The organism is Alphaproteobacteria bacterium (genome assembly GCA_004295055.1).
In the GTDB taxonomy this organism is placed as follows: Bacteria; Pseudomonadota; Alphaproteobacteria; order SHNJ01; family SHNJ01; genus SHNJ01.
In genome coordinates this window covers 135,260-156,787 of record SHNJ01000012.1, presented here as the reverse complement: position 1 = coordinate 156,787, position 21,528 = coordinate 135,260, and the positions used below count along the sequence as shown (strand labels likewise).

At 49.6% G+C, this 21,528-nt stretch carries 24 protein-coding genes; 20 read left to right on the top strand and 4 right to left on the bottom strand.

Features of this window, described 5'->3' with window-relative positions:
• The first annotated feature begins 5 nt into the window (after positions 1-5).
• Positions 6-440 carry a 50S ribosomal protein L19 gene (locus EYC62_03500; GenBank protein TAH36177.1) on the top strand — a complete coding sequence of 145 codons (435 nt, stop codon included), beginning with the start codon at positions 6-8 and terminating at the stop codon, positions 438-440.
• 83 nt (positions 441-523) lie between these two features.
• On the opposite strand, the gene EYC62_03495 is transcribed toward EYC62_03500, so the two are convergent.
• Positions 524-1,360 carry a class I SAM-dependent methyltransferase gene (locus tag EYC62_03495; GenBank protein ID TAH36176.1) on the bottom strand — a complete coding sequence of 279 codons (837 nt, stop codon included), beginning with the start codon at positions 1,358-1,360 and terminating at the stop codon, positions 524-526.
• Between the two features lie 125 nt (positions 1,361-1,485).
• On the opposite strand from EYC62_03495, the gene leuC reads away from it, so the two are divergent.
• The 4 genes from leuC to leuB are packed head-to-tail and all read left to right on the top strand — an operon-like array spanning position 1,486 to position 5,086.
• Positions 1,486-2,901, top strand: coding sequence for a 3-isopropylmalate dehydratase large subunit (gene leuC, locus EYC62_03490; protein TAH36175.1), 1,416 nt, complete (start codon positions 1,486-1,488; stop codon positions 2,899-2,901).
• A gap of 3 nt (positions 2,902-2,904) precedes the next feature.
• Positions 2,905-3,522, top strand: coding sequence for a 3-isopropylmalate dehydratase small subunit (gene leuD / locus EYC62_03485; protein ID TAH36174.1), 618 nt, complete (start codon positions 2,905-2,907; stop codon positions 3,520-3,522).
• Positions 3,501-4,007 (top strand): GNAT family N-acetyltransferase, encoded by a 507-nt coding sequence (locus EYC62_03480; protein TAH36173.1) that lies wholly within the window; start codon positions 3,501-3,503, stop codon positions 4,005-4,007. Before leuD ends, EYC62_03480 begins: the two co-directional genes overlap by 22 nt.
• 2 nt (positions 4,008-4,009) lie before the next feature.
• Positions 4,010-5,086, top strand: a complete 1,077-nt coding sequence (leuB, locus tag EYC62_03475; protein TAH36172.1) for a 3-isopropylmalate dehydrogenase — start codon at positions 4,010-4,012, stop codon at positions 5,084-5,086.
• Between the two features lie 2 nt (positions 5,087-5,088).
• Here the strand turns inward: leuB and EYC62_03470 are convergent, their stop codons facing one another.
• On the bottom strand, positions 5,089-5,322 hold the full coding sequence (locus EYC62_03470; GenBank protein TAH36171.1) for a hypothetical protein: 234 nt from the start codon (positions 5,320-5,322) through the stop codon (positions 5,089-5,091).
• Positions 5,323-5,453: 131 nt separating this feature from the next.
• Between EYC62_03470 and EYC62_03465 the strand changes: the two genes are divergently transcribed.
• The 7 genes from EYC62_03465 (at position 5,454) to EYC62_03435 (ending at position 10,810) form a co-directional block, all read left to right on the top strand.
• Entirely contained in the window at positions 5,454-6,479 is a 1,026-nt protein-coding gene (locus EYC62_03465) for an aspartate-semialdehyde dehydrogenase (GenBank protein TAH36170.1), read from the top strand.
• Between the two features lie 2 nt (positions 6,480-6,481).
• A complete protein-coding gene (locus EYC62_03460) occupies positions 6,482-7,030 on the top strand; it encodes a hypothetical protein (GenBank protein TAH36169.1) in 549 nt (182 codons plus the stop codon).
• A 104-nt stretch (positions 7,031-7,134) separates the two neighbouring features.
• A complete protein-coding gene (gene sdhC, locus EYC62_03455) occupies positions 7,135-7,560 on the top strand; it encodes a succinate dehydrogenase, cytochrome b556 subunit (protein TAH36168.1) in 426 nt (141 codons plus the stop codon).
• A gap of 7 nt (positions 7,561-7,567) precedes the next feature.
• Entirely contained in the window at positions 7,568-7,963 is a 396-nt protein-coding gene (gene sdhD / locus EYC62_03450; protein TAH36167.1) for a succinate dehydrogenase, hydrophobic membrane anchor protein, read from the top strand.
• Positions 7,964-7,976: 13 nt separating this feature from the next.
• Positions 7,977-9,776 carry a succinate dehydrogenase flavoprotein subunit gene (locus EYC62_03445; protein ID TAH36166.1) on the top strand — a complete coding sequence of 600 codons (1,800 nt, stop codon included), beginning with the start codon at positions 7,977-7,979 and terminating at the stop codon, positions 9,774-9,776.
• Between the two features lie 12 nt (positions 9,777-9,788).
• Positions 9,789-10,016 (top strand): hypothetical protein, encoded by a 228-nt coding sequence (locus EYC62_03440; protein TAH36165.1) that lies wholly within the window; start codon positions 9,789-9,791, stop codon positions 10,014-10,016.
• Positions 10,017-10,027: 11 nt separating this feature from the next.
• A complete protein-coding gene (locus EYC62_03435; protein ID TAH36164.1) occupies positions 10,028-10,810 on the top strand; it encodes a succinate dehydrogenase iron-sulfur subunit in 783 nt (260 codons plus the stop codon).
• Positions 10,811-10,817: 7 nt separating this feature from the next.
• Here the strand turns inward: EYC62_03435 and EYC62_03430 are convergent, their stop codons facing one another.
• The gene (locus EYC62_03430) at positions 10,818-11,684 is read right to left on the bottom strand and encodes a hypothetical protein (GenBank protein TAH36163.1); all 867 of its coding nucleotides are present in this window, start codon (positions 11,682-11,684) and stop codon (positions 10,818-10,820) included.
• Positions 11,685-11,852: 168 nt separating this feature from the next.
• Entirely contained in the window at positions 11,853-12,626 is a 774-nt protein-coding gene (locus EYC62_03425) for a hypothetical protein (GenBank protein ID TAH36162.1), read from the bottom strand.
• Positions 12,627-12,974: 348 nt separating this feature from the next.
• On the opposite strand from EYC62_03425, the gene EYC62_03420 reads away from it, so the two are divergent.
• The 8 genes from EYC62_03420 (at position 12,975) to EYC62_03385 (ending at position 21,513) form a co-directional block, all read left to right on the top strand.
• Complete coding sequence (locus EYC62_03420; GenBank protein ID TAH36161.1) at positions 12,975-14,087, top strand: cell division protein ZapE; 1,113 nt, start codon at positions 12,975-12,977, stop codon at positions 14,085-14,087.
• A 212-nt stretch (positions 14,088-14,299) separates the two neighbouring features.
• Positions 14,300-15,268, top strand: coding sequence for a malate dehydrogenase (mdh, locus tag EYC62_03415; protein ID TAH36160.1), 969 nt, complete (start codon positions 14,300-14,302; stop codon positions 15,266-15,268).
• A 32-nt stretch (positions 15,269-15,300) separates the two neighbouring features.
• Complete coding sequence (locus EYC62_03410; GenBank protein TAH36159.1) at positions 15,301-16,470, top strand: ADP-forming succinate--CoA ligase subunit beta; 1,170 nt, start codon at positions 15,301-15,303, stop codon at positions 16,468-16,470.
• 15 nt (positions 16,471-16,485) lie between these two features.
• Entirely contained in the window at positions 16,486-16,713 is a 228-nt protein-coding gene (locus EYC62_03405; GenBank protein ID TAH36158.1) for a hypothetical protein, read from the top strand.
• Positions 16,714-16,734: 21 nt separating this feature from the next.
• The gene (gene sucD / locus EYC62_03400) at positions 16,735-17,622 is read left to right on the top strand and encodes a succinate--CoA ligase subunit alpha (protein ID TAH36157.1); all 888 of its coding nucleotides are present in this window, start codon (positions 16,735-16,737) and stop codon (positions 17,620-17,622) included.
• Positions 17,623-17,699: 77 nt separating this feature from the next.
• Positions 17,700-18,155, top strand: coding sequence for a hypothetical protein (locus tag EYC62_03395; protein ID TAH36156.1), 456 nt, complete (start codon positions 17,700-17,702; stop codon positions 18,153-18,155).
• Between the two features lie 74 nt (positions 18,156-18,229).
• On the top strand, positions 18,230-21,115 hold the full coding sequence (locus EYC62_03390) for a 2-oxoglutarate dehydrogenase E1 component (protein TAH36155.1): 2,886 nt from the start codon (positions 18,230-18,232) through the stop codon (positions 21,113-21,115).
• Positions 21,112-21,513, top strand: coding sequence for a hypothetical protein (locus EYC62_03385; GenBank protein TAH36154.1), 402 nt, complete (start codon positions 21,112-21,114; stop codon positions 21,511-21,513). The genes EYC62_03390 and EYC62_03385 overlap by 4 nt, the downstream gene beginning before the upstream one ends.
• Positions 21,514-21,528: the final 15 nt, after the last annotated feature.

Here is a 21,528-nt window from a genome sequence, read left to right as displayed (position 1 = left end):
CAAATATGAGCAAGCTACAACAAGTCGAAAAAAGACTGATTGCAAAATCGGTCGAAGCTAAGAAAGTTCCGGAATTTGCCCCAGGCGATACCGTGAAAGTGCAAGTGAAAGTGGTCGAAGGCGACCGTGTTCGTTTGCAAGCGTTCGAAGGCGTTTGCATTGCGCGCAGCAACAAAGGCATCAATTCGAATTTTACCGTGCGTAAAATTTCGTACGGCGAAGGCGTGGAACGTTTGTTCCCGATCCACTCTCCGCTCGTTGCATCGGTCGAAGTAACCCGCCGTGGTGAAGTTCGCCGCAGCAAATTATATTATCTGCGCGACCGGACCGGCAAATCCGCCCGTATCAAAGAACGTATGGGTATTGTCGAACAAGACATGCCAGCCAACGCGGCACAAGCCGACAAAGCCGCTTCGTCCTCTGAAGCGCAAAGCGCGTAAGGGAAAAAAACCGCCAGCGCCTAATCGTGATTGGTGTTTAGATACAGAAAAAGCGGGGTTTTGCCCCGCTTTTTTGTTGGTTATTACTTTTGGCGACCCAGTATCAAAAGCTGTACCGGAATAGCGATTTTCATCGAAGCTTCCGTAACGCCACCGCGGCTAATCGCGGCTTCTTCATAACCTAAAGCTTCGCGCTGATCTTCTGGGATGCGAACTTGGATATAGCTATTGAGCGCCGCAACTTTGGCAGCACGATCATGGCCCTTGAAATCTTGATCGCCAACAATCGGCGGGTGAAATACTTGTGGTTCCATGACTTGTGAGGATCGAATTGATAAACCAGCCAGTTGCACCGACTCTGTTAATTCCGGCAAGGTTGGGAAATATCTTTTGGCGCGTTGAACCGAATGCCCACCGATGGCGTCGCGCATAGCAATAATATCGCGCAAAGTTTCAGGACGATCTGTTGGCATGACTTGCTGCCAGACTACAAGGCGGCTTTCCGGATTGTCATTTAAAAACGCAGCCGCATGCTGCAAAGTAGTGGGATGCATATCTTTAGGAGTTTCATGTAAGGCAGAACGCAGCAACACAACATCAAATCGATAATCCGCATGTGGAGGCTTCCAATCAGGATCAACAAGGTTCGCTTGATCTATCCCAATGTCGACAACACCCATGTTCTTGAGCTTGGTGCGACCGGCTTCCAACATCTGAGGAGAAGAATCTAACAAGACGACCCGAATATTGGGCTGAACTTCAGCGATATAGGAGCTGGCGGTAGCGGGGCCGGACATGGCGTCTAAAATTGAAATGCCCGGTTGCGCATTCACCGCTTCGCGCAACATGGCAATTTGTCCATCTGTGACACTTTGTAATTTTGTAAAATCAATCACTGTTGCATAACGATCGCCGGACATATCTGCTCCTGTTAAATTAAAATTTGTAGAATTTTATCCTATAAAGATACAAATAACAAGCTGTTTTTAAGTTCTACTTCTCAATGGTTTAGGGCATAATTTAAGGGTTAAACCAAGGATTCCCAATGACCCAACCGCAAACTTTGTTCGATAAAATCTGGGCCTCGCATATCGTCGATCGCAAAGACGACGGCGCGTGTTTGATTTATATCGACCGGCAATTGATTCACGAAGTTACTTCTCCGCAAGCCTTTGAAGGATTGCGCAATGCCGGGCGCAAAGTGCGCCGGACGGGTGCGGTATTGGCGGTGGCGGACCATAATATTCCAACGACCGACCGTTCCTTGCCGATTGTCGATCCCGATTCCAAATTACAAGTCGAAACGCTGGGCGCGAATGTGAAAAACGCTCATATCGAATATTTCGACATGCATGACCAACGCAACGGCATCGTGCATATGGTTGGGCCCGAACAAGGTCTGACCCAGCCCGGTATCACGTTGGTTTGCGGCGATTCGCACACATCCACCCATGGCGCGTTCGGCGCGCTGGCGTTCGGCATCGGCACATCCGAAGTCGAACATGTACTGGCTACGCAAACATTATGGCAAAAGCCGGCGAAAAATATGCGCATCACGGTCGATGGCAAATTGGGATATGGCGTAACATCGAAAGATATTATTTTGGCGATCATCGGTAAAATCGGCACCGCCGGCGGCACCGGGCATGTGATGGAATATGCAGGCTCCGCCATTCGCGACCTGTCGATGGAAGCGCGCATGACCATGTGCAATATGTCGATCGAGGGCGGCGCGCGCGCTGGCTTGATCGCGCCGGATGAAAAAACTTTTACTTATATGAAAGGCCGTCCAAAGGCGCCAAAACCCGATCAATGGGATGCGGCGGTTGCATATTGGAAAACCTTGCCGTCGGATGTGGGCGCGAAATACGATACCGACCATGAACTGCGCGCCGAGGATATTGCCCCGCAAGTCACCTGGGGCACATCCCCGCAAGAAGTTGTGCCAATCACGGGCGTTGTGCCGGATCCGCGCGCGGAAAAAGACGATAAAAAGCGCGTTTCGATGGAACGAATGCTGGAATATATGGGATTGACGCCGGGAACAAAAATGCAAGATTTAAAAGTCGATATGGTGTTTTTGGGTTCCTGCACCAACGCGCGGATCGAAGATTTGCGCGCGGCAGCCGCAATCCTAAAAAACAAAAAAGTCGCCAGCGGTGTGCAGGCGATGGTGGTTCCGGGATCGGGATTGGTCAAAAAACAAGCCGAGGAAGAAGGCTTGGCCGATATTTTCAAATCCGCCGGATTCGAATGGCGAGAACCCGGATGTTCGATGTGTTTGGGCATGAACCCAGACAAGGTGCCAAGTGGCAAACGCTGCGCCTCCACATCCAACCGCAATTTCGAAGGCCGCCAAGGCCGCGGCGCAAGAACGCATTTATTATCGCCGATCATGGCGGCAGCGGCAGCCATCGAAGGCCATTTCGTCGATGTGCGTAATTATGATCTGAAAGGCTAAATCATGCAAAAATTCACAACACTTTCCGGTCTTGCCGCCGCGCTGCCGACGCCGAATGTCGACACGGATCAAATCATTCCAAAACAATTCCTGACCACAATTCAGCGTAAGGGATTGGCCAAGGGATTGTTTTACGATTCCAGATTCGATGAAAAAGGCAACAAAAAATCAGGTTTTGTTTTGAACGAATCGCCTTGGGATCAGGCGAAGATTCTGATCGCGGGTGAAAATTTCGGATGCGGGTCATCGCGCGAACATGCGCCATGGGCGTTGATGGATTTTGGCATTACTTGCGTGATTGCATCCTCGTTCGCCGATATTTTTTACAATAACTGCTTTAAAAACTTTATGCTGCCGATTATTTTGCCACAGGACAAAATCGATCAATTGCTGAAATTGGCGGCGAATAAAAGCGGCTATCAATTGAATGTCGATTTGCCTAATCAAACGATCAGCGGCGATGGTATCGCGCCGATCAAATTCCAGGTCGATGCATTCCGTAAACATTGTTTAATTAATGGCCTCGATGATATCGGATTGACCTTGGAAAAATCATCGGCGATCGACGCATTCGAAGCCAAACAAAAACAGGCGATGCCGTGGCTGTGGAATCAAGGGTGAAACCGGCTGCTTTGCCATTGGTTCGGCCGGCGCGGGATAATGACCGCGATCTCGCCGAATTAATCGGTATGAGCAAGGCGTTGGTGACGCATGAAGGCGGGGAGGCATCCGCTTATTGCAATTCTACATCCACCATTCGCCGCGAATTATTTCACAGCAATGCCAATGTCGAATGCCATATCGCCGAAACGGGCGGAGAAATTGCGGGATTTATTATGTTTTACCCCAGTTTTTCCAGTTATAATTTGTGCCGCGCAATTTTTATTTCCGGACTGTATGTAAAACCGGAGTGGCGCGATCAAGGTATTGGCACAAAATTATGGAACCAGGCGACCATTTATATGCAAAATAATAATATCCGTCACGTCAGTTGGCTGGTATCTGATGGAAATTCAAAGGCACGCGAATTTTACACCAAAATGGGCGCGGCGATGGATGGGCCGTGGAATTATTGCGTGGTTAGGAATTCAAATTACAAGGAATAGTCATGACTCAAAAAATTCTTCTTTTGCCTGGCGACGGTATTGGTCAAGAGGTTATGGAACAGGCCGAACGCGTATTGCGTCATTTGATGGCCAAAGGATTAAAAGTCGAAATCGAGCATGATGTGATCGGCGGGACGGCGATTGATAAATTCGGTAAACCTTTGGACGATTCGACATTGGCCAAGGCGCGCGCGTGCGGCACGGTGTTGCTTGGCGCGGTCGGCGGCCCGAAATGGGACAAGGTCGATTATAATATAAGGCCAGAGGCGGGATTGCTGCGCATTCGGAAAGAGCTGGATTTATTCGCCAATCTGCGTCCGGCTATCGTATTTCCGGCATTGGCACAGGCTTCATCCCTGAAAACCGAAATCGTATCCGGCCTTGATATTTTGATTGTACGCGAATTGACCGGCGGCGTGTATTTCGGCAACCCGCGCGGGATCGAGGATCTGGGCAATGGCGAACGGCGCGGAATCAACACCCAAGTTTACACGACATCCGAAATCAAACGCGTTGCGCGCGTGGCATTTGAATTGGCCAGAACGCGCAAAAAACAAGTCACGTCTTGCGAAAAAGCCAATGTGATGGAATCCGGAAAATTGTGGCGCGAAGAAGTTACCGCGCTGCATGCGGCAGAATATTCCGATGTTCAATTATCGCATATGTACGCCGATAACGCGGCGATGCAATTGGTGCGTAACCCGAAACAGTTCGATGTGATCGTCACCGATAATCTGTTCGGCGATATTCTATCGGACGAAGCGGCGATGCTGACGGGATCGCTCGGCATGTTGCCGTCAGCCTCATTGAATGGCAAAAAATACGGGCTTTATGAACCGGTGCATGGCTCCGCGCCGGATATTGCCGGCAAGGGTGTTGCCAATCCGCTGGCGATGATTTTATCGCTTGCCATGGCGTTGCGTTATTCACTCGATCAAGGTGCGCTCGCCACGCAATTGGAATCGGCGGTTGCCAAGGTTTTGGATAATGGCATCCGCACCGCCGATATCATGCAAGACGGGATGACCAAGGTCGGTACCGCGCAAATGGGCTCGCACATTCTAAATGTGCTGGGATAGGGTTAACGGCTTCTTTGATTTTCCACAGTCGATTTAATATCCCGAATCGATAGATCCGGTTGCTCTTTTTGTGACGTATTTTGCAACCACATGCTGTAAGCAAAAGAAACCACCGCAATAGCGCTGAAAACAACCGCCAATGCGGCATAACGATAAGCTGTGTTCGAGTGTTCGGCAGCTGCCGCTGAGTGGGTTTCCGCTTCACGAAGAAGCTGCATTGGTGATTTTGAAACCATTTATATTTTCCTTTTCCTGTAAATAGGCGATCACTGTAGAAAAAAGACATTTAAGTTTTATTACAAAATCCTTAAAATATTGATTTTATGGGGCTTATAATGCAATATCCTGCTTTGAAAAGGGGTAAAGAATGTCTTATACGATTGCCGTCGTTGGTGCGACCGGGAATGTCGGGCGCGAAGTTTTGAATATTCTGGCGGAACGGAATTTTCCGGCCAAGAAAATCCATGCGCTGGCCTCGGAAAAATCGGCTGGCCGCGAAGTGGCCTATGGCGACGATAAAAGCCTGCGGGTGGAATCCTTAAGCAAATTCGATTTCAAGGGCGTCGATATTGTGTTTTCCGCCGCTGGGTCATCCGTGTCCAAAGAATTCGTGCCGCGCGCGACGGCGGCGGGCGCGATTGTCATCGACAAAACGTCCTTGTACCGCATGGAACCGGATGTGCCTTTGGTGGTGCCGGAAGTAAATCCGCAGGCATTGGCCGGTTATGCCAAGCGCCGCATTATCGCGGTGCCGAATTGTTCCACTATTCAAATAGTAATGGCGTTGAAACCATTGCATGATATTGCGCGGATTAAACGGGTGGTGGTGGCTACCTATCAATCGGTTGGCGGCGCGGGCAAGGAAGCGATGGATGAATTGTTCAACCAAACCCGCAATGTTTTTGTCAGCCAAGATGCTAAACGCGAGATTTTTTCCAAGCAAATAGCCTTTAATTTGATCCCGCATATCGATTCTTTCATGGATGATGGCTATACCAAGGAAGAATGGAAAATGATGGCGGAGACCAAAAAAATTCTGGACCCGAAAATAGAAGTGGTCGCGACGTGCGTGCGCGTGCCAGTATTTGTCGGCCATTCCGAAGCGATCAATGTCGAATTCGAATCGCAAATTACCGTCAAGCAGGCGCGCGACGCGCTGGAAAAATTTCCGGGAATTGAAATTGTCGACCGGCGCGAGGACGAGGGGTATATCACTCCAATCGAATGTGTCGGCCAGGACGAAGTATTCATCAGCCGCCTGCGATCCGATAAAACCGTGCCATTCGGATTGTCATTCTGGTGCGTGTCGGATAATCTGCGCAAAGGCGCGGCACTGAACGCGGTGCAGATCGCCGAATCTTTGATTGAACAAAAAATGCTAAAGGCTGCCTGAATATGAACGGCGAATCCCTTTTAATTTATACTGTCGGCGGCATATTTGTTTTGTTTTGCATCGTCATGGCGTTTGGCGCGCATGTATTGCCGACCGGACCGATGATGCGTAACCCCAGCCGGCGCGGCGATATATTGATCGGACTGTTGGCGGTATGCATGTTGCTGGCGGCGGTCTGGATCGTGTATGACGGATGGCGTTATATTTGGGGCAACCATCCCGGACCAAAACCGGAAGTTGCGTTTTTTACGCCGACAATTTCGCAAGGCGTAACCAGTGCTGGATGGCTAAGTCCAGAATCTTTGCAAAAACCCGCGCCAACGAAACGCCAGGTCCGCGCTTATTGCAAAAAATTTATCGAAGACAATCCGAATTTGAACCAGTGCGTTGTCTTTATGTGGATTGATCAGCGGTTTTTACCGCAAACTCTGCCTATATCGCCGGCCAGCCTGAACGTAATGACAGCGAATTATTTATATAATAAATCCGGCAATCTTGACCGGTTTTGCTGGCTGGTTAATGGTAAAGTGCTGGAAACTAATTGCTTTTAACTCTAAAACGCTACAGCGTTTTATTAAACGAAATAAATTATCGGGCTTTTATTGACTTATAGTAAAGACAGCTTTAAACCTATTTTAGAACCTCTCTAACATCCATGTCCAACGCCCCAAAAACCTATCCGCGTCCATTATCGCCGCATTTGCAAATTTACAAATTGCCGCTGACTGGCGCCATTATGTCGATCATGCACCGTTTTACCGGCATCGCCCTGTATTTCGGCATTTTGGTTTTGACCGTATGGCTGTTCGCGCTGGCCTCCAGCCCCGAATGTTTTGCGCAGATACAGCATTTTATGGGCAGTCTGCTGGGCCGTCTGATGCTGTTCGGCTGGACCTTTTGCATTTTCTATCATTTATGCAATGGCATCCGCCATTTGGTTTGGGATGTCGGCAAGGGATTTAAATTAAACGAAGTGGATGATTCCGGCGGCATGGTCATGGTCGGCAGTGTGTTATTGACAGCGCTGGCCTGGCTGCTTGCGTATGCATTGTACAATCCGTCGGCTTGGCAAACATTATAGGGGCATTATGGCGCAAATCCAAAACAGCATGCGGTCGAAATTGGCGGTGGTCCGTGGTTTAGGATCGGCCAAGGACGGCGTGCATCATTGGTGGATGCAGCGTTTAACCGCCATTGCCTTGATTCCGCTGACGGTTTGGCTGGTTGGCGCTTTTATTGGATTGATGGGCGCTGGCGGCCCTGTAATTGCCATTTGGATGGCGCAGCCATGGCACACGATTTTATTTGGACTGTTTATGTTAATTGGCCTTTATCACGGCGCCATTGGCATGCAAGTTGTGGTCGAAGATTATGTGCATAGCCCATTTTCCAAATACACATTGCTGATTGGGTTGAAATTGCTGATGTGGCTGACTATGGCCATGACCGTGTATGCCGTTTTTAAAATTGCTTTGATGCATTAGGATTAATCGCGTTATGAATTTGCAATCGTACAAAATTATCGATCATGAATTCGATGTCGTCGTTGTCGGCGCGGGCGGCGCCGGTTTGCGCGCCACGATGGGGATGACCGCGGCCGGCCTTAAAACAGCTTGCATTACCAAGGTTTATCCGACCCGTTCGCACACCGTCGCGGCACAGGGCGGCGTTGGCGCCGCGCTCGGCAACATGGGTGACGGCGACAATTGGCGCAATCATTTTTTCGATACGATCAAGGGATCGGATTGGCTGGGCGATCAGGATGCAATCGAATATATGTGCAAAAACGCCATTCCAGCCGTTATCGAACTCGAACATTTTGGCGTGCCGTTTTCCCGCACGCCCGAAGGAAAGATTTACCAACGCCCGTTTGGCGGACATATTTTGAACGAAGGCGCCGGATCGCCGGCAAAACGCGCTTGCGCCGCCGCCGACCGTACCGGCCATGCAATTTTGCATACGTTGTACCAACAATGCCTAAAATATAACGCCGAATTTTTTGTCGAATATTTTGCGCTGGATCTGATGATGGATTCGGATGGCAAATGCCGCGGCGTGGTGGCGTTGTGTCTGGAAGACGGAACGATTCACCGGTTCAAGGCCCATCAAACGGTTTTGGCGACCGGGGGATATGGCCGCGCCTATTTCAGCTGCACCTCGGCGCACACTTGCACTGGCGACGGCAACGCGATGGTGTTGCGCGCCGGATTGCCATTACAAGACATGGAGTTCGTGCAATTTCACCCGACCGGAATTTACGGTTCGGGTTGTTTGATCACCGAGGGCGCGCGCGGCGAAGGCGGTTATTTGACCAATTCCGAAGGCGAGCGCTTTATGGAACGGTACGCTCCGTCGGCAAAAGATTTGGCTTCGCGCGATGTGGTTTCCCGTGCCATGACCATTGAAATCAACGAAGGCCGCGGCGTCGGTCCGCACAAAGATCATATTTTGCTGCATTTGGAACATCTGGATCCAAAGGTATTGCATGAACGTTTGCCGGGTATTTCGGAAACCGCAAAGATTTTCGCGGGCGTCGATGTCACCAAACAGCCGATTCCGGTTCTGCCGACCGTGCATTACAATATGGGCGGAATTCCAACCAATTATCATGGCGAGGTTGTCCGTCCAACGCCGCAAAACCCCGATGCCGTCGTGCCGGGATTGATGGCGATTGGCGAAGCCGCTTGTGTTTCGGTGCATGGCGCTAACCGCCTGGGTACCAATTCGTTGCTCGATATCGTGGTATTCGGCCGCGCCGCCGCAATCCGCGCCAAGGAAACCATGCGTCCGAATCAGCCGCATGCGCCATTGCCGGCCAACGCGTCTGATCTTGCCATTTCACGCCTGGATAAAATGCGGCATGCGAACGGTAAATTATCATCCAGCGTCATTCGTGAAAATATGCAACGCGCCATGCAGCGCCACGCGGCGGTGTTCCGTAATTCAAAATCGCTGGATGAGGGCGTTGTGAAAATTCAGGATATCGCTCAATCGATCCGCGACATTAAAGTTTCCGACCGTTCATTGGTTTGGAACTCCGATTTGGTCGAGGCGTTGGAATTGGAAAATTTGCTGGCGCAGGCTATTGTCACGCTGACATCCGCACAGGCACGGCCGGAATCGCGCGGCGCGCATGCGCACGAAGATTATCCGGAACGCGACGATAAAGACTGGATGAAGCATACCGTTACCTGGTGCGACGATAAAAACCGGGTCAAAATCGCCTATCGTCCGGTGCATATGAATACGCTGTCGAACGACATTCAACCAATCCCGCCAAAGAAACGGGTATATTAAAGGAGCAAGGTAATGAGCAACACCGCGAAACAAGAACAAGTCACATTGCATTTAATCGGCCAGCACGTCATGTGGGGCATCGAATCGCAATTTTTTATGGACAGCGATGCGATTTCCGCGGCTGTCAATGGCAATTTGGAAAATGTGGCGCCGCCGATGATGGCGCCAAAGCGCGAGCGTAAAATCGTTGCGCAGCCCGTAGCCGCAGAAAACGTCGTAAAATTATTTGGCGCGAAATAAAGGACATCCCAATGGCTGAATTCACTTTGCCAAAAAATTCCAAAGTCGAACCCGGCAAAAAACACGCCGCGCCTTCAGATGCCAAAAATACCCGCACGTTTAAAGTTTATCGCTGGGACCCGGAAACGCCGGATAATCCGCGTTTGGATGAATACCAGCTTGATATGGATAAATGCGGCCCGATGGTTTTGGATGCGCTGATTAAAATTAAAAACGAAGTCGATTCGACCCTGACATTCCGCCGTTCCTGCCGCGAGGGGATTTGCGGTTCCTGTTCGATGAATATCGACGGCACCAATACGCTGGCCTGTACCAAGGCCATCGACGAGGTTAAGGGCGATGTTAAAATTTATCCATTGCCGCATATGAATGTGGTAAAGGATTTGGTCCCGGATTTATCGCAAGCCTTTGCGCAATATAAATCGGTGAAACCATGGTTGCGCGCCGATAGTGAAATTACGACCGGGGCAGAGCGTTTGCAATCCGAGGAAGAGCGCGCCAAGTTGGACGGGTTGTGGGAATGTATTTTATGTTTCTGCTGTACTACATCGTGTCCGTCTTATTGGTGGAATGGCGAGCGGTATTTAGGCCCGGCAACGTTATTGCAATCATACCGCTGGATCGCCGATTCGCGCGATGAAACCACGGGTGAACGTCTGGATGAACTGGAAGATCCGTTTAAATTATACCGGTGCCATACGATTATGAACTGCACCAAAACCTGTCCCAAAGGTTTGAATCCGGCCGAAGCGATCGCCGAAACCAAAAAACTGATGGTCGAACGCAAGGTTTAATTTAAGACTAAAATTGGATAGAATAAGAACCGTGGGGACCGGTGGCCTTGACGTACGACAATATCGCTTTGTGGCGATAACTTTGCAAATTGCCGGCGTCGCCCATCAAATCATACACTTTTTCGTCGAATTCGTGCATTTTGCGTTCATACAGCGTATCGCCTTTTTTCTCGTTCTTTTGGGTTTCGCTGTGATTATCCATAATTCTTAGTTCCAGCGTGCCGTTGCCGTCGACATCGACCAGTTCCATATGAAAATCGCGCATTTTGTCGATGGAAATAACCTTGCTGTCGCCGTTGCCCCGTTCGTCGAACAAAGTAACGATAGCTTGATTGTTTTCTAAATCGACAATGACTTCATCTTCGATTTTATCGCCGTTAATATCGGCGGCCATAACGCGGTATTTATTCGGATCGACTTGCCAGACGGGATTTTCCGATGTTTCGGTCGGCTGGCGCACCAAACGGACACTGATATCGCCGCGTTTGATGATCAAGGCTTTGGTAAAATCGCCCTGCTTTTGTTTTTCCCAGCCGATATCGGTTATGCCGTGAAAATTCAAATTCTTGGTTTCCGTCAATGAATATTCGCCAGTTTCATCCTGGCTATAAACCTGCAACAGGCCTTTTTCATTGATAATCAACACATCGTCTTTGCCATCGCCGTCGAAATCGCCGATAATTCCTTTGGCATTCAACCCATGCTGTTTCATATCCGCGATTTTTTGATTTAAAAATTCCTCGGCCTTGCTGACGGCAGGCGCGGTTTCTTTGTCTGTTTTTTGTGGTTTGGTAACGCGCGCGGCGTTCGCCAATGCGCTGTCTAGGCGTGTTGCGTTGATATTATTCTGTCTGCTGGCAATGGCGTTGACCAATCGATACTTCCTGCATCGTTGTTTAAATCCCTTTTACTATAGGCCAAATACCTTAATATCTTATTAATACATTGCCGCAAAAATACGATGGAATTAGCCCCAATCATTGTACCAGCAATAAAAAAACCGGCGGTTTTTATGCCGCCGGCTATATCAATCATATTTTATTTATCTTCTTCTGGAATTGGGGGAGCTAGCAGCATACACTAGAGCTGCTTCCACGGTTTCTCTTGCATGCGTGGTTATCCGAGGTTTAATTCTACGATCTTTCCCACGCGGATGCGCGTCCATAGCGACATCGCGGACAACTACGGCTAAATCATGCGCCAATGGCCCGGCCATAATATTTCCAGAATTAGTTAATTCTCTCATTTTAGCTGCAATTTTTCTTTGTACGACTGGTGTTTTTAACCAATCTTCCACCGATTGCACTGTTGCTAGTGTCGGTCGAGGTAAATAAACTCTATTTCTACCCAATGTTTCATTTACTTCACCCCAGCGATCACTTTCCACAAAAATAGCATTAATCATTGCCTCCACATTCTGTTGCCGCCAAGTTTTTTGGGTCGGGGTGGTTTGTTCAATAATTTTGCGGTCTAAACGAAGTCTTGCAATTTCATCCAAAAATAAGTCAAGATTGAATCCTTCTTTGCTTCTAATCTCAGTTTCACTGTCAGGTGCGCGAATGATTAATCTGCCATTATCATTCCGCTTGCTGGCTAATTGATGCATCAAATAAGTATCTGCCACGGGTTCAGTAGGTCTAGATTTTTTGGCATGTGATGCAACATAAACTACGCGATCTGGCTGTGGGGCAGCCGTGACTGCTCCTGTAGTTCCCCCCAATGAAATGGCGGCGGCAACTACCGCAGCACCACTATAGGTCTTTTGCAACCTATTTTTGGTGCGATGGCGATTATTGATGACAGACGTTTTAGTCATAATTCCCTCTCTATTAACTAATTTCCTTAACAGCCGTAGAAAGTTACAGAAATATGTCATAGCGTCAAATGCAAATTTTGCATACCGACATTAAATTTATGAAATAACGGAAAAAATTGTTGAAAACACGTCTAAAATTTAAAATTGTGTAATTATATTTTAATTTACAGAAATTTTATTCTAAAAAGAGACGATTAAGTTTATATCTCAGTCAGATATGGATATTGTTTCAGCTCTAGGCGCGGGGGATTCCCTGGCGCGATTTATAAAAAACTTATGCGCGTCAATCATGGTACGGTTTAGGGGAAATCGCTTGATCTCAATGATTTAGACCGATAAGACCATATTATGCAAACCGGCCCTTATGAAAAATACAAAGCGATGGTGAGCGGCGGCAAGCTGCGCGAGGATGAAACCCAAGAAACCCTCGCCAAGGAATTGCAAATTTTACATGAACAATTGCTGGCCTATCACCCGCGCAAAAAATCGGGATTGACCGGCGCGGTTGCGCGGTGGCGTGGCGGTTCGGTAATGCAGCCCAAAGGCCTTTATATTCACGGGCAAGTCGGTCGCGGCAAATCCATGCTGATGGATTTGTTTTTTATGGCGGTTCCAACGCCGCAAAAAAAACGGGTGCATTTCCACCAATTCATGCAAGACGTGCACCACCGTTTATTCATTATGCGAAAATCGAAACCCAATCTCGCCGATCCTTTAAAGCCGCTGGCGGCGGAGCTTGCTGAAGAAGCCTGGTTATTATGTTTCGATGAATTCGTGGTCCAAGATATTGCCGATGCGATGATTCTATCGCGCTTGTTTACGGCGCTGTTTGAAGAAGGCGTGGTAATGGTAGCGACATCCAACGTCGCGCCGGACGATTTATATAAAAACGGATTGCAGCGCGACCGGTTTTTACCGTTCATCGATATCTTAAAAAATCACGTGCATGTATTTCATTTTGGCGGCGGACAAGATTATCGCGCCAAACGCATCGCCGAAATCAATTTGTACAACGCGCCGCTGGATGCCAAGGCGGCCAGCACGTTGGCCTTGGCCTTTACCCGCTTGACCGATCATGACGCGGCGGAATCCGTGGATTTGGATGTGAAGGGGCATAAATTGCATATCGCCAAGGCTGCGAAGGGCGTTGCGTTTTGTACCTTTGCCGATTTATGCGAAAAACCTTATGGCGCTGGCGATTATCTGGCTATCGCACAAAATTTTCATACGCTCATTTTGTCCGGCATTCCGCAATTTAAAGACGATAATCGTAATGAAGGCAAACGCTTTATTACCTTAATTGACGTTTTATACGACAATCATATCAAATTGATATGCTCCGCCGCTGTGCCGGTCGCGGAGTTATCGGCGGGTGGGCATAATGCGTTCGAATTTCAACGCACCATTTCGCGTCTGATGGAAATGCAATCGCGCGAATATGCCGCGCCCGACGCGGCCTGATATCCTTTTTGTTTACAAAATTATGGTATGACCGGTAGGACCAATTCGTCCACCACAAATTATTGCGCGTTCATGGCGATTGGCTTGGATTTTCGCCCCTAAAATGCTAGGAATTAACTGTTCAAGGGGGCTGTTCTGCCTTTATGGATTGTTAACCATTGCGGCTTAGGATTCGCTCTTCTTCTTAATATATAAAGTACAAGGAATTCATCATGGCTCACAAACGCGCAAAAATTTCATTAATCGGCGCCGGTCAAATTGGCGGCACGCTGGCATTGCTGGCAGGATTGAAAGAACTGGGCGATGTGGTGCTGTTCGATGTGGTCGAAGGCACGCCGCAAGGCAAAGGTCTGGACATTGCGGAAGCCGCGCCGGTTTTGGGGTTCGATGCGAAATTTTCCGGGGCCAATGGATATGAAGCCATTCAAGATTCCGATGTGGTGATTGTAACCGCCGGCATTCCGCGTAAACCGGGGATGAGCCGCGACGATCTGATCGGCACCAATACCAAAGTCATGCAAGCCGTCGGCGAAGGCATTAAAAAATATTGCCCCGGCGCATTTGTAATTTGCGTTACCAATCCGCTGGATGCGATGGTCGGCGTGCTGCAAGAAGTTTCCGGTTTGCCGAAAAACAAAGTCGTCGGCATGGCCGGCGTTCTGGATTCCGCCCGCTTCCGTCATTTCTTGGCGGATGAATTTAATGTGAGTGTGGAGGATGTAACCGCATTCGTTCTGGGCGGTCATGGCGATACCATGGTGCCGCTGGTGCGCTATTCGACTATTGCTGGAATTCCGTTGCCGGATATGGTGAAAATGGGATGGAGCACGCAAGCGAAAATCGACAAAATTGTTGATCGCACCAGAAATGGTGGCGGTGAAATCGTCGCATTGCTGAAAACCGGATCGGCCTTTTATGCCCCTGCCGCGTCGGCGATTGAAATGGCGGAATCCTATTTGCGCGACAAACGCCGCGTGCTGCCATGCGCCGCGTATTTGAACGGCGAATATGGCGTGAAGGGCATTTATGTCGGCGTGCCGGTAATCATTGGCAAGGGCGGCGTTGAAAAAATCGTCGAAATTCAAATGAACGCGGATGAAAAATCCATGTTCGACAAATCGGTTGCGGCGGTGCAGGAACTGGTCAAAGTGACCAAGGACATTCAGGCGAAAGCGGCCTAATAAATTTAGATTTTTAAGTAAGGGACAACACAATGAACATCCATGAATATCAAGCAAAAAAATTATTAGGCCAATATGGCGTATCGGTTCCGCGCGGTGCGGTGGCCTATACCGCCGAAGAAGCCGAAACAGCAGCCAAGCAATTGGGCGGTCCGGTGTGGGTCGTTAAGGCGCAAATTCACGCCGGTGGCCGCGGCAAGGGTGGCGGCGTTAAATTGACCAAATCGGTGGCGGAAGCAAAAGAAACCGCGCAGAAAATGTTAGGGATGACTCTGGTCACCAAACAAACCGGCCCAGCTGGTAAAGAAGTCAAGCGCGTTTATATCGAAGAAGGCTGCAACATCGACCGCGAGTTGTATTTGGGCATGCTGGTGGATCGCGCCACGTCGCGCATTACCATGATGGCATCGACCGAAGGCGGCATGGAAATCGAAGAAGTCGCCGCGCATCAGCCGGAGAAAATTTTAAAAGCGGTGATCGATCCGGCGGTTGGATTGCAAAATTTCCAGTGCCGTCAAATTTGCTTTGGCCTTGGATTGAAAGGCAAGCAAATCAACGCGGCGCAAGAATTCATGATCGCGATGTATCGCGCCTTTGTGGATTTGGATTGCTCGACCGTGGAAATCAATCCGTTGGTTGTCACCAAGGAAGGCGGCGTGATTGCACTCGACGCGAAAATGAATTTCGATGACAATGCGTTGTTTCGTCACCCGGAAATCGAACAATTGCGCGACGAATCGGAAGAAGATCCGATGGAATTGGAAGCTGGCAAGCACAGCCTCAATTACGTGAAAATGGACGGATCGATCGGTTGTATGGTCAACGGCGCAGGTTTGGCGATGGCCACCATGGACATCATTAAATTGTATGGCTCCGAGCCTGCCAATTTCCTCGATGTCGGCGGCGGCGCAACACGCGAACGCGTGACCACGGCCTTTAAAATTATTTTGTCCGATCCGAATGTCGAAGGCATTTTGGTCAACATCTTTGGCGGCATCATGCGTTGCGATGTGATCGCCGAAGGTATTGTCGCGGCCGCGAAAGAAGTATCGCTGCACGTGCCGCTGGTCGTAAGATTAGAAGGCACCAATGTGGATCTGGGTAAACAGATCCTGGCCAAATCCGGTTTGCCGATCGTATCGGCGAACGATTTGGGCGATGCTGCACAGAAAATTGTCAAAGCGGTCAAAGAAGCGGCATAACGGTAAGAGGAAATCATGTTGTTCAGTCGCGGCGGTTTAGTAGTGCAAGAGGTTAAGGGCCGTTTGGTTCCGGCAACTCCGTTTGCTGCCGCGTATCACTCCTGGGCGCAATTTGCCGGCATGCCTTCTACTCCGCCAGCGGAAATGATTCTGCGCTCCGTTGCCGATATTCCGCGCCGGTTTCGTGGCAAAATTGCGCCAGCAATCTTGGAGCATTTTTCCCGCGAAAGAAGAAAATCATAAGAATTTAATAGGAGATTTTAAATGTCTGTATTAGTCAACAAAGATACCAAAGTTATTTGTCAGGGTTTCACTGGCGCACAAGGCACGTTCCATTCGGAACAAGCCATCGCCTATGGCACTAAAATGGTCGGCGGCGTAACGCCTGGCAAAGGCGGAACCAAGCATTTGGATTTGCCGGTGTTTGACACGGTGCGCGATGCCGCAAAAGTCACCAAGGCCGATGCGTCTGTTATTTATGTTCCGCCACCATTTGCCGCCGATGCAATTTTAGAAGCCATCGAAGCCGAAATTAAATTGATCGTCTGTATTACCGAAGGCATTCCGGTCACCGACATGATCAAGGTCAAACGCGTTCTGACCGGATCGAAATCCCGTTTGATCGGCCCGAACTGCCCGGGAATTATCACCCCAGGCGAATGTAAAATCGGCATTATGCCTGGCCATATTCACAAACGCGGCAAAATCGGTATCGTTTCGCGTTCCGGCACCCTGACATACGAAGCGGTCGCGCAAACAACCGCGGCGGGTCTTGGTCAAACCACTTGTGTGGGTATTGGCGGCGATCCGGTTAACGGAACTAATTTCGTCGATGTGCTGGAATTGTTCTACAAAGATCCTGAAACCGAAGGCATTATCATGATCGGTGAAATCGGCGGCGACGCCGAAGAAACCGCGGCCGAATTCGTCAAATCGCAAAAAATGAAAAAGCCGATTGTTGGCTTTATCGCTGGACGCACCGCGCCTCCGGGCCGCCGCATGGGCCATGCCGGCGCGATCATTTCGGGCGGCAAGGGCGGAGCGGAAGACAAAATCGAAGCCATGAAATCGGCCGGTTATTTAGTCTCCGAATCGCCAGCATCGCTGGGCACAACGATGCTTGAGGCAATGAAAAAGGTTAAGGCGGCTTAAAAAGCTGCCTTGACGTATCTATCCTTTTAAGATACAATCTTAGTAAGATATTAATATTAAATAATAAATGTGGGTAGATGATGACACAAACCGTTGCGCCACAGGCTCAAACCCGGGATACTGGTCAAATTTTAGATGATGTGGCTATGCATCAGCGAATGTTTGATTTAGTTTTACAAAAAGCGCGTAGTGACGATGAATTACGTAAAGCAGCATTGAAAGTTAAACCGCCTAAAGGCCAAAAAGCTCCTACACCGGATCAGTTAAACAGAGAAAAAGGTTGGGTTTCTGGGGGACATTTAACAAGTCTAAATTCATGGTCGGCTAAGCCAACATGGCCGATGGCTACTAAAAATTTTCACCTACTGTGTGAAATGTATTCTACTTATTTTCCAGACGGCCCCGATGCCAATGAAGCAAGACAGATAACAGGCCGGGGCGGAAGTGGCAGTAATGGAACCGCGAAGCAACCATCACCTGAAGCATTGAAATTATTGGGTCTTGGCGGTCAACAAGGTCCACGTCGCCGTTAAATTTTGCCGCTTGATCGTGACAGTAATTGCATAATTTGCTATAAATCCTGAATCTAATCATTCAGGATTTTTTTATGTCCCGCGAACAAACTTTATCCAGCTCTTTCTTATATGGCGGCAACGGCGAATATGTCGCCGAACTTTATGCCAAGTTTTTAAAAGATCGCAATTCGGTCGATAGTCAGTGGTCGCAATTTTTTGGATCGTTGGGCGATGAAGATAAATCGGCCCTCGCCGATATGCTGGGCGCAAGTTGGAACAAACGTCCTGGGAAAATCGTCGGCGCGGCAGACGGTAACGTGACTAAACCGGCTGCTGGTAAAGGTTCGGCGAATACCAATGCCGCCGTTGCGGTGGTAACGCCCGATGCGCTAAAGGCGCAGATTGTCGATTCCATGCAAGCGCGGTCGTTGATTCGCGCCTACCGTGTGCGTGGGCACTTATTGGCGCAGCTTGATCCGCTGGGATTAATGCAGCCCGCCTATCACGCGGATTTGGATCCTGGTACCTATGGTTTTTCGGAATCGGATTACGACCGGCCGATTTTCATCGGCGGCGCGTTCGATGGCCGCGAAACCATTACCATTCGCGAATTGCTGGATGTGTTGCGCCAAACCTATTGTGGCCATGTCGGCATTGAATTCATGCATATGCAGGATCCCGAGGCGCGCGGCTGGATTCAATCCCGCGTCGAATCGAACCGCAGCCACCGCGATTTTACCGTACTTGGCAAACGGGCGATTTTGGATCGGCTGACCGCTGGCGAGGGTTTTGAAAAATTTCTGCAGGTTAAATATACAGGCACCAAACGCTTTGGTTTGGAAGGCGGCGAATCGCTGATCCCGGCGATGGAGCAGATCATCAAAAAATCCGGCCAACTGGGCGTTAAAGAAATCGTGTTTGGCATGGCGCATCGCGGCCGTTTGAATATGCTAGCCAACGTTTTAGGCAAACCATACGTCAATATTTTATCCGAATTCCAAGGCAATTCCGCCAATCCGGACGAAGTGCAGGGATCTGGCGACGTTAAATATCATTTGGGCACCTCAAGCGACCGCACCTTCGATGGCGTGTCGGTGCATTTAACCCTATCGCCTAATCCATCGCATTTAGAAGCCGTGAATCCGGTGGTATTGGGCCGCGTGCGCGCAAAACAAGACCAGAAAAAAGACCGGGAACGCGGTCAGGTTTTGGGCGTGTTATTGCATGGCGATGCGGCGTTCGCAGGCCAGGGTATCGTGCCGGAATGTTTTGGATTTTCGGATCTGCCGGGATATCGCACCGGCGGTACGATTCATTTTATTATCAATAACCAGGTTGGATTCACCACATCGCCAACTTATGGCCGTTCTTCGCCATATTCATCGGATGTCGCGAAAACCGTGCAAGCGCCGATTTTTCACGTCAACGGCGACGATCCGGAAGCCGTGGTTTATGTTGCAGGTTTGGCGGCCGAATTCCGTCAGCAATTTAAACGCGATGTTGTGGTCGACATGTTATGTTACCGCCGTCAGGGTCATAATGAAACCGATGAACCGGCATTCACCCAGCCGATTATGTATCAAAGAATCGCATCCATGCCGACGACGCGCGCGAAATACGCCGAACAATTGGCGCGCGAGGAAATTGTTTCCGAACGCGAATCCAAGGCGATGGTCGATAATTTCAACGCGATGATGGAACGCGAACATCAGGCCGCGCAATCGTACAAACCGAACAAGGCCGATTGGCTGGAAGGCGCGTGGAGCGGCCTTTCCACATCGAAATCCGCCAAGGATGAAGTCGATACCGGCGTGAAAAAAGATGTTTTGGGCCAGGTGATCAACGCGATCACATCGACGCCGCAAGGATTCAATTTGAATTCCAAAATCGCCCGTCAATTGGAAGCCAAGAAAAAAATGTTCGAATCCGGCGAAGGATTCGATTGGGCCACCGGCGAGGCATTGGCATTCGGATCTTTGTTGACCGAGGGATATCGCGTGCGTATTTCCGGCCAGGATGTCGGCCGCGGCACATTTTCGCATCGTCATTGCATTCTGCACGATCAGAAAAATGCCGAACGATATTTGCCATTGCAACATATCAACGATAAACAAGCCGAATTCGAAGCCTGCGACAGCCCATTATCCGAATTTGGCGTGATGGGATTCGATTATGGTTATTCGCTGGCCGAACCGCGCTCGCTAGTGTGCTGGGAAGGTCAGTTCGGCGATTTCGTCAACGGCGCGCAAGTGATGATCGATCAGTTCATCTCCTCCGCCGAATCGAAATGGCTGCGGATGAGTGGTTTGGTATTGTTATTGCCGCACGGATTCGAAGGCCAGGGGCCGGAACATAGCTCCGCGCGCCCGGAACGATTCCTGCAATTATGCGCCGAAGATAATATGGTGGTCGGCAATTGCACCACGCCAGCCAATTATTTCCACGCGCTGCGCCGCCAATTGCACCGGCCATTCCGTAAACCGCTGATTTTGATGACGCCGAAATCTTTGTTGCGCCATAAATTATGCGTTTCGACCCTCGATGATTTCTTGCCGAAAACCTCGTTCCAAAAAGTCATTCCAGAGGCCGAAAAAATCGACGCGGCGAAATGCAAGCGCGTCGTGTTGTGTTCCGGCAAAGTTTATTATGACTTGCTAGAGGCCCGTACCGCCAAGGGCATTAAAGATGTCGCGCTGATTCGGGTCGAACAATATTACCCGTATCCGGATGCGGAATTGCAAGCGGTGCTGAAACCATACAAAAACGCCGATATTATCTGGTGTCAGGAAGAACCGGAAAATATGGGGGCTTGGAATTTCCTCGACCGCCGTATCGAAGGCACATTGACCGCGATCAAGCATAAGGCTGGCCGCCCAGTCTATGTCGGCCGCCCGGCAGCAGCCTCGCCGGCAACCGGATCGTATAAACGCCATAACGAAGAACAGGCGAAGTTGGTGAAAGAAGCCTTGGGCGCATGACCACCAAAACACCAAAAGCACCTGGAAGAAGACGCGCCACGCCGCCGGATGCCGCGAAGCTTTATCCGCAAGTGGTTCGTTGGCGTATGGTCAATTATGAATTTAGCGAAAAAGAAAATCCGCATCGTCAGCAGCTTTTTGTAACTTTACAACAAGTTGGATTCACCCCATCCCGCCCACAAGGACCGCCAGGATCTTTGTCTACCCATCAAGATTGGTGGTTTGTGGCATTAAACAATGAGGGGGAACGAGAACTTTTAATGAAACTTTTAAAACGCGCACAAAAACTAAAAGTTATCGATGATATTCAAACAGTGCGCCATGGCGATCAGCATCCTTTGCCTGTGGATCGGGAAATGGCCGCTTTGATAGAACGGTTGCGTCAGCGACAAGATTGATAGTTCTGGTCGCAA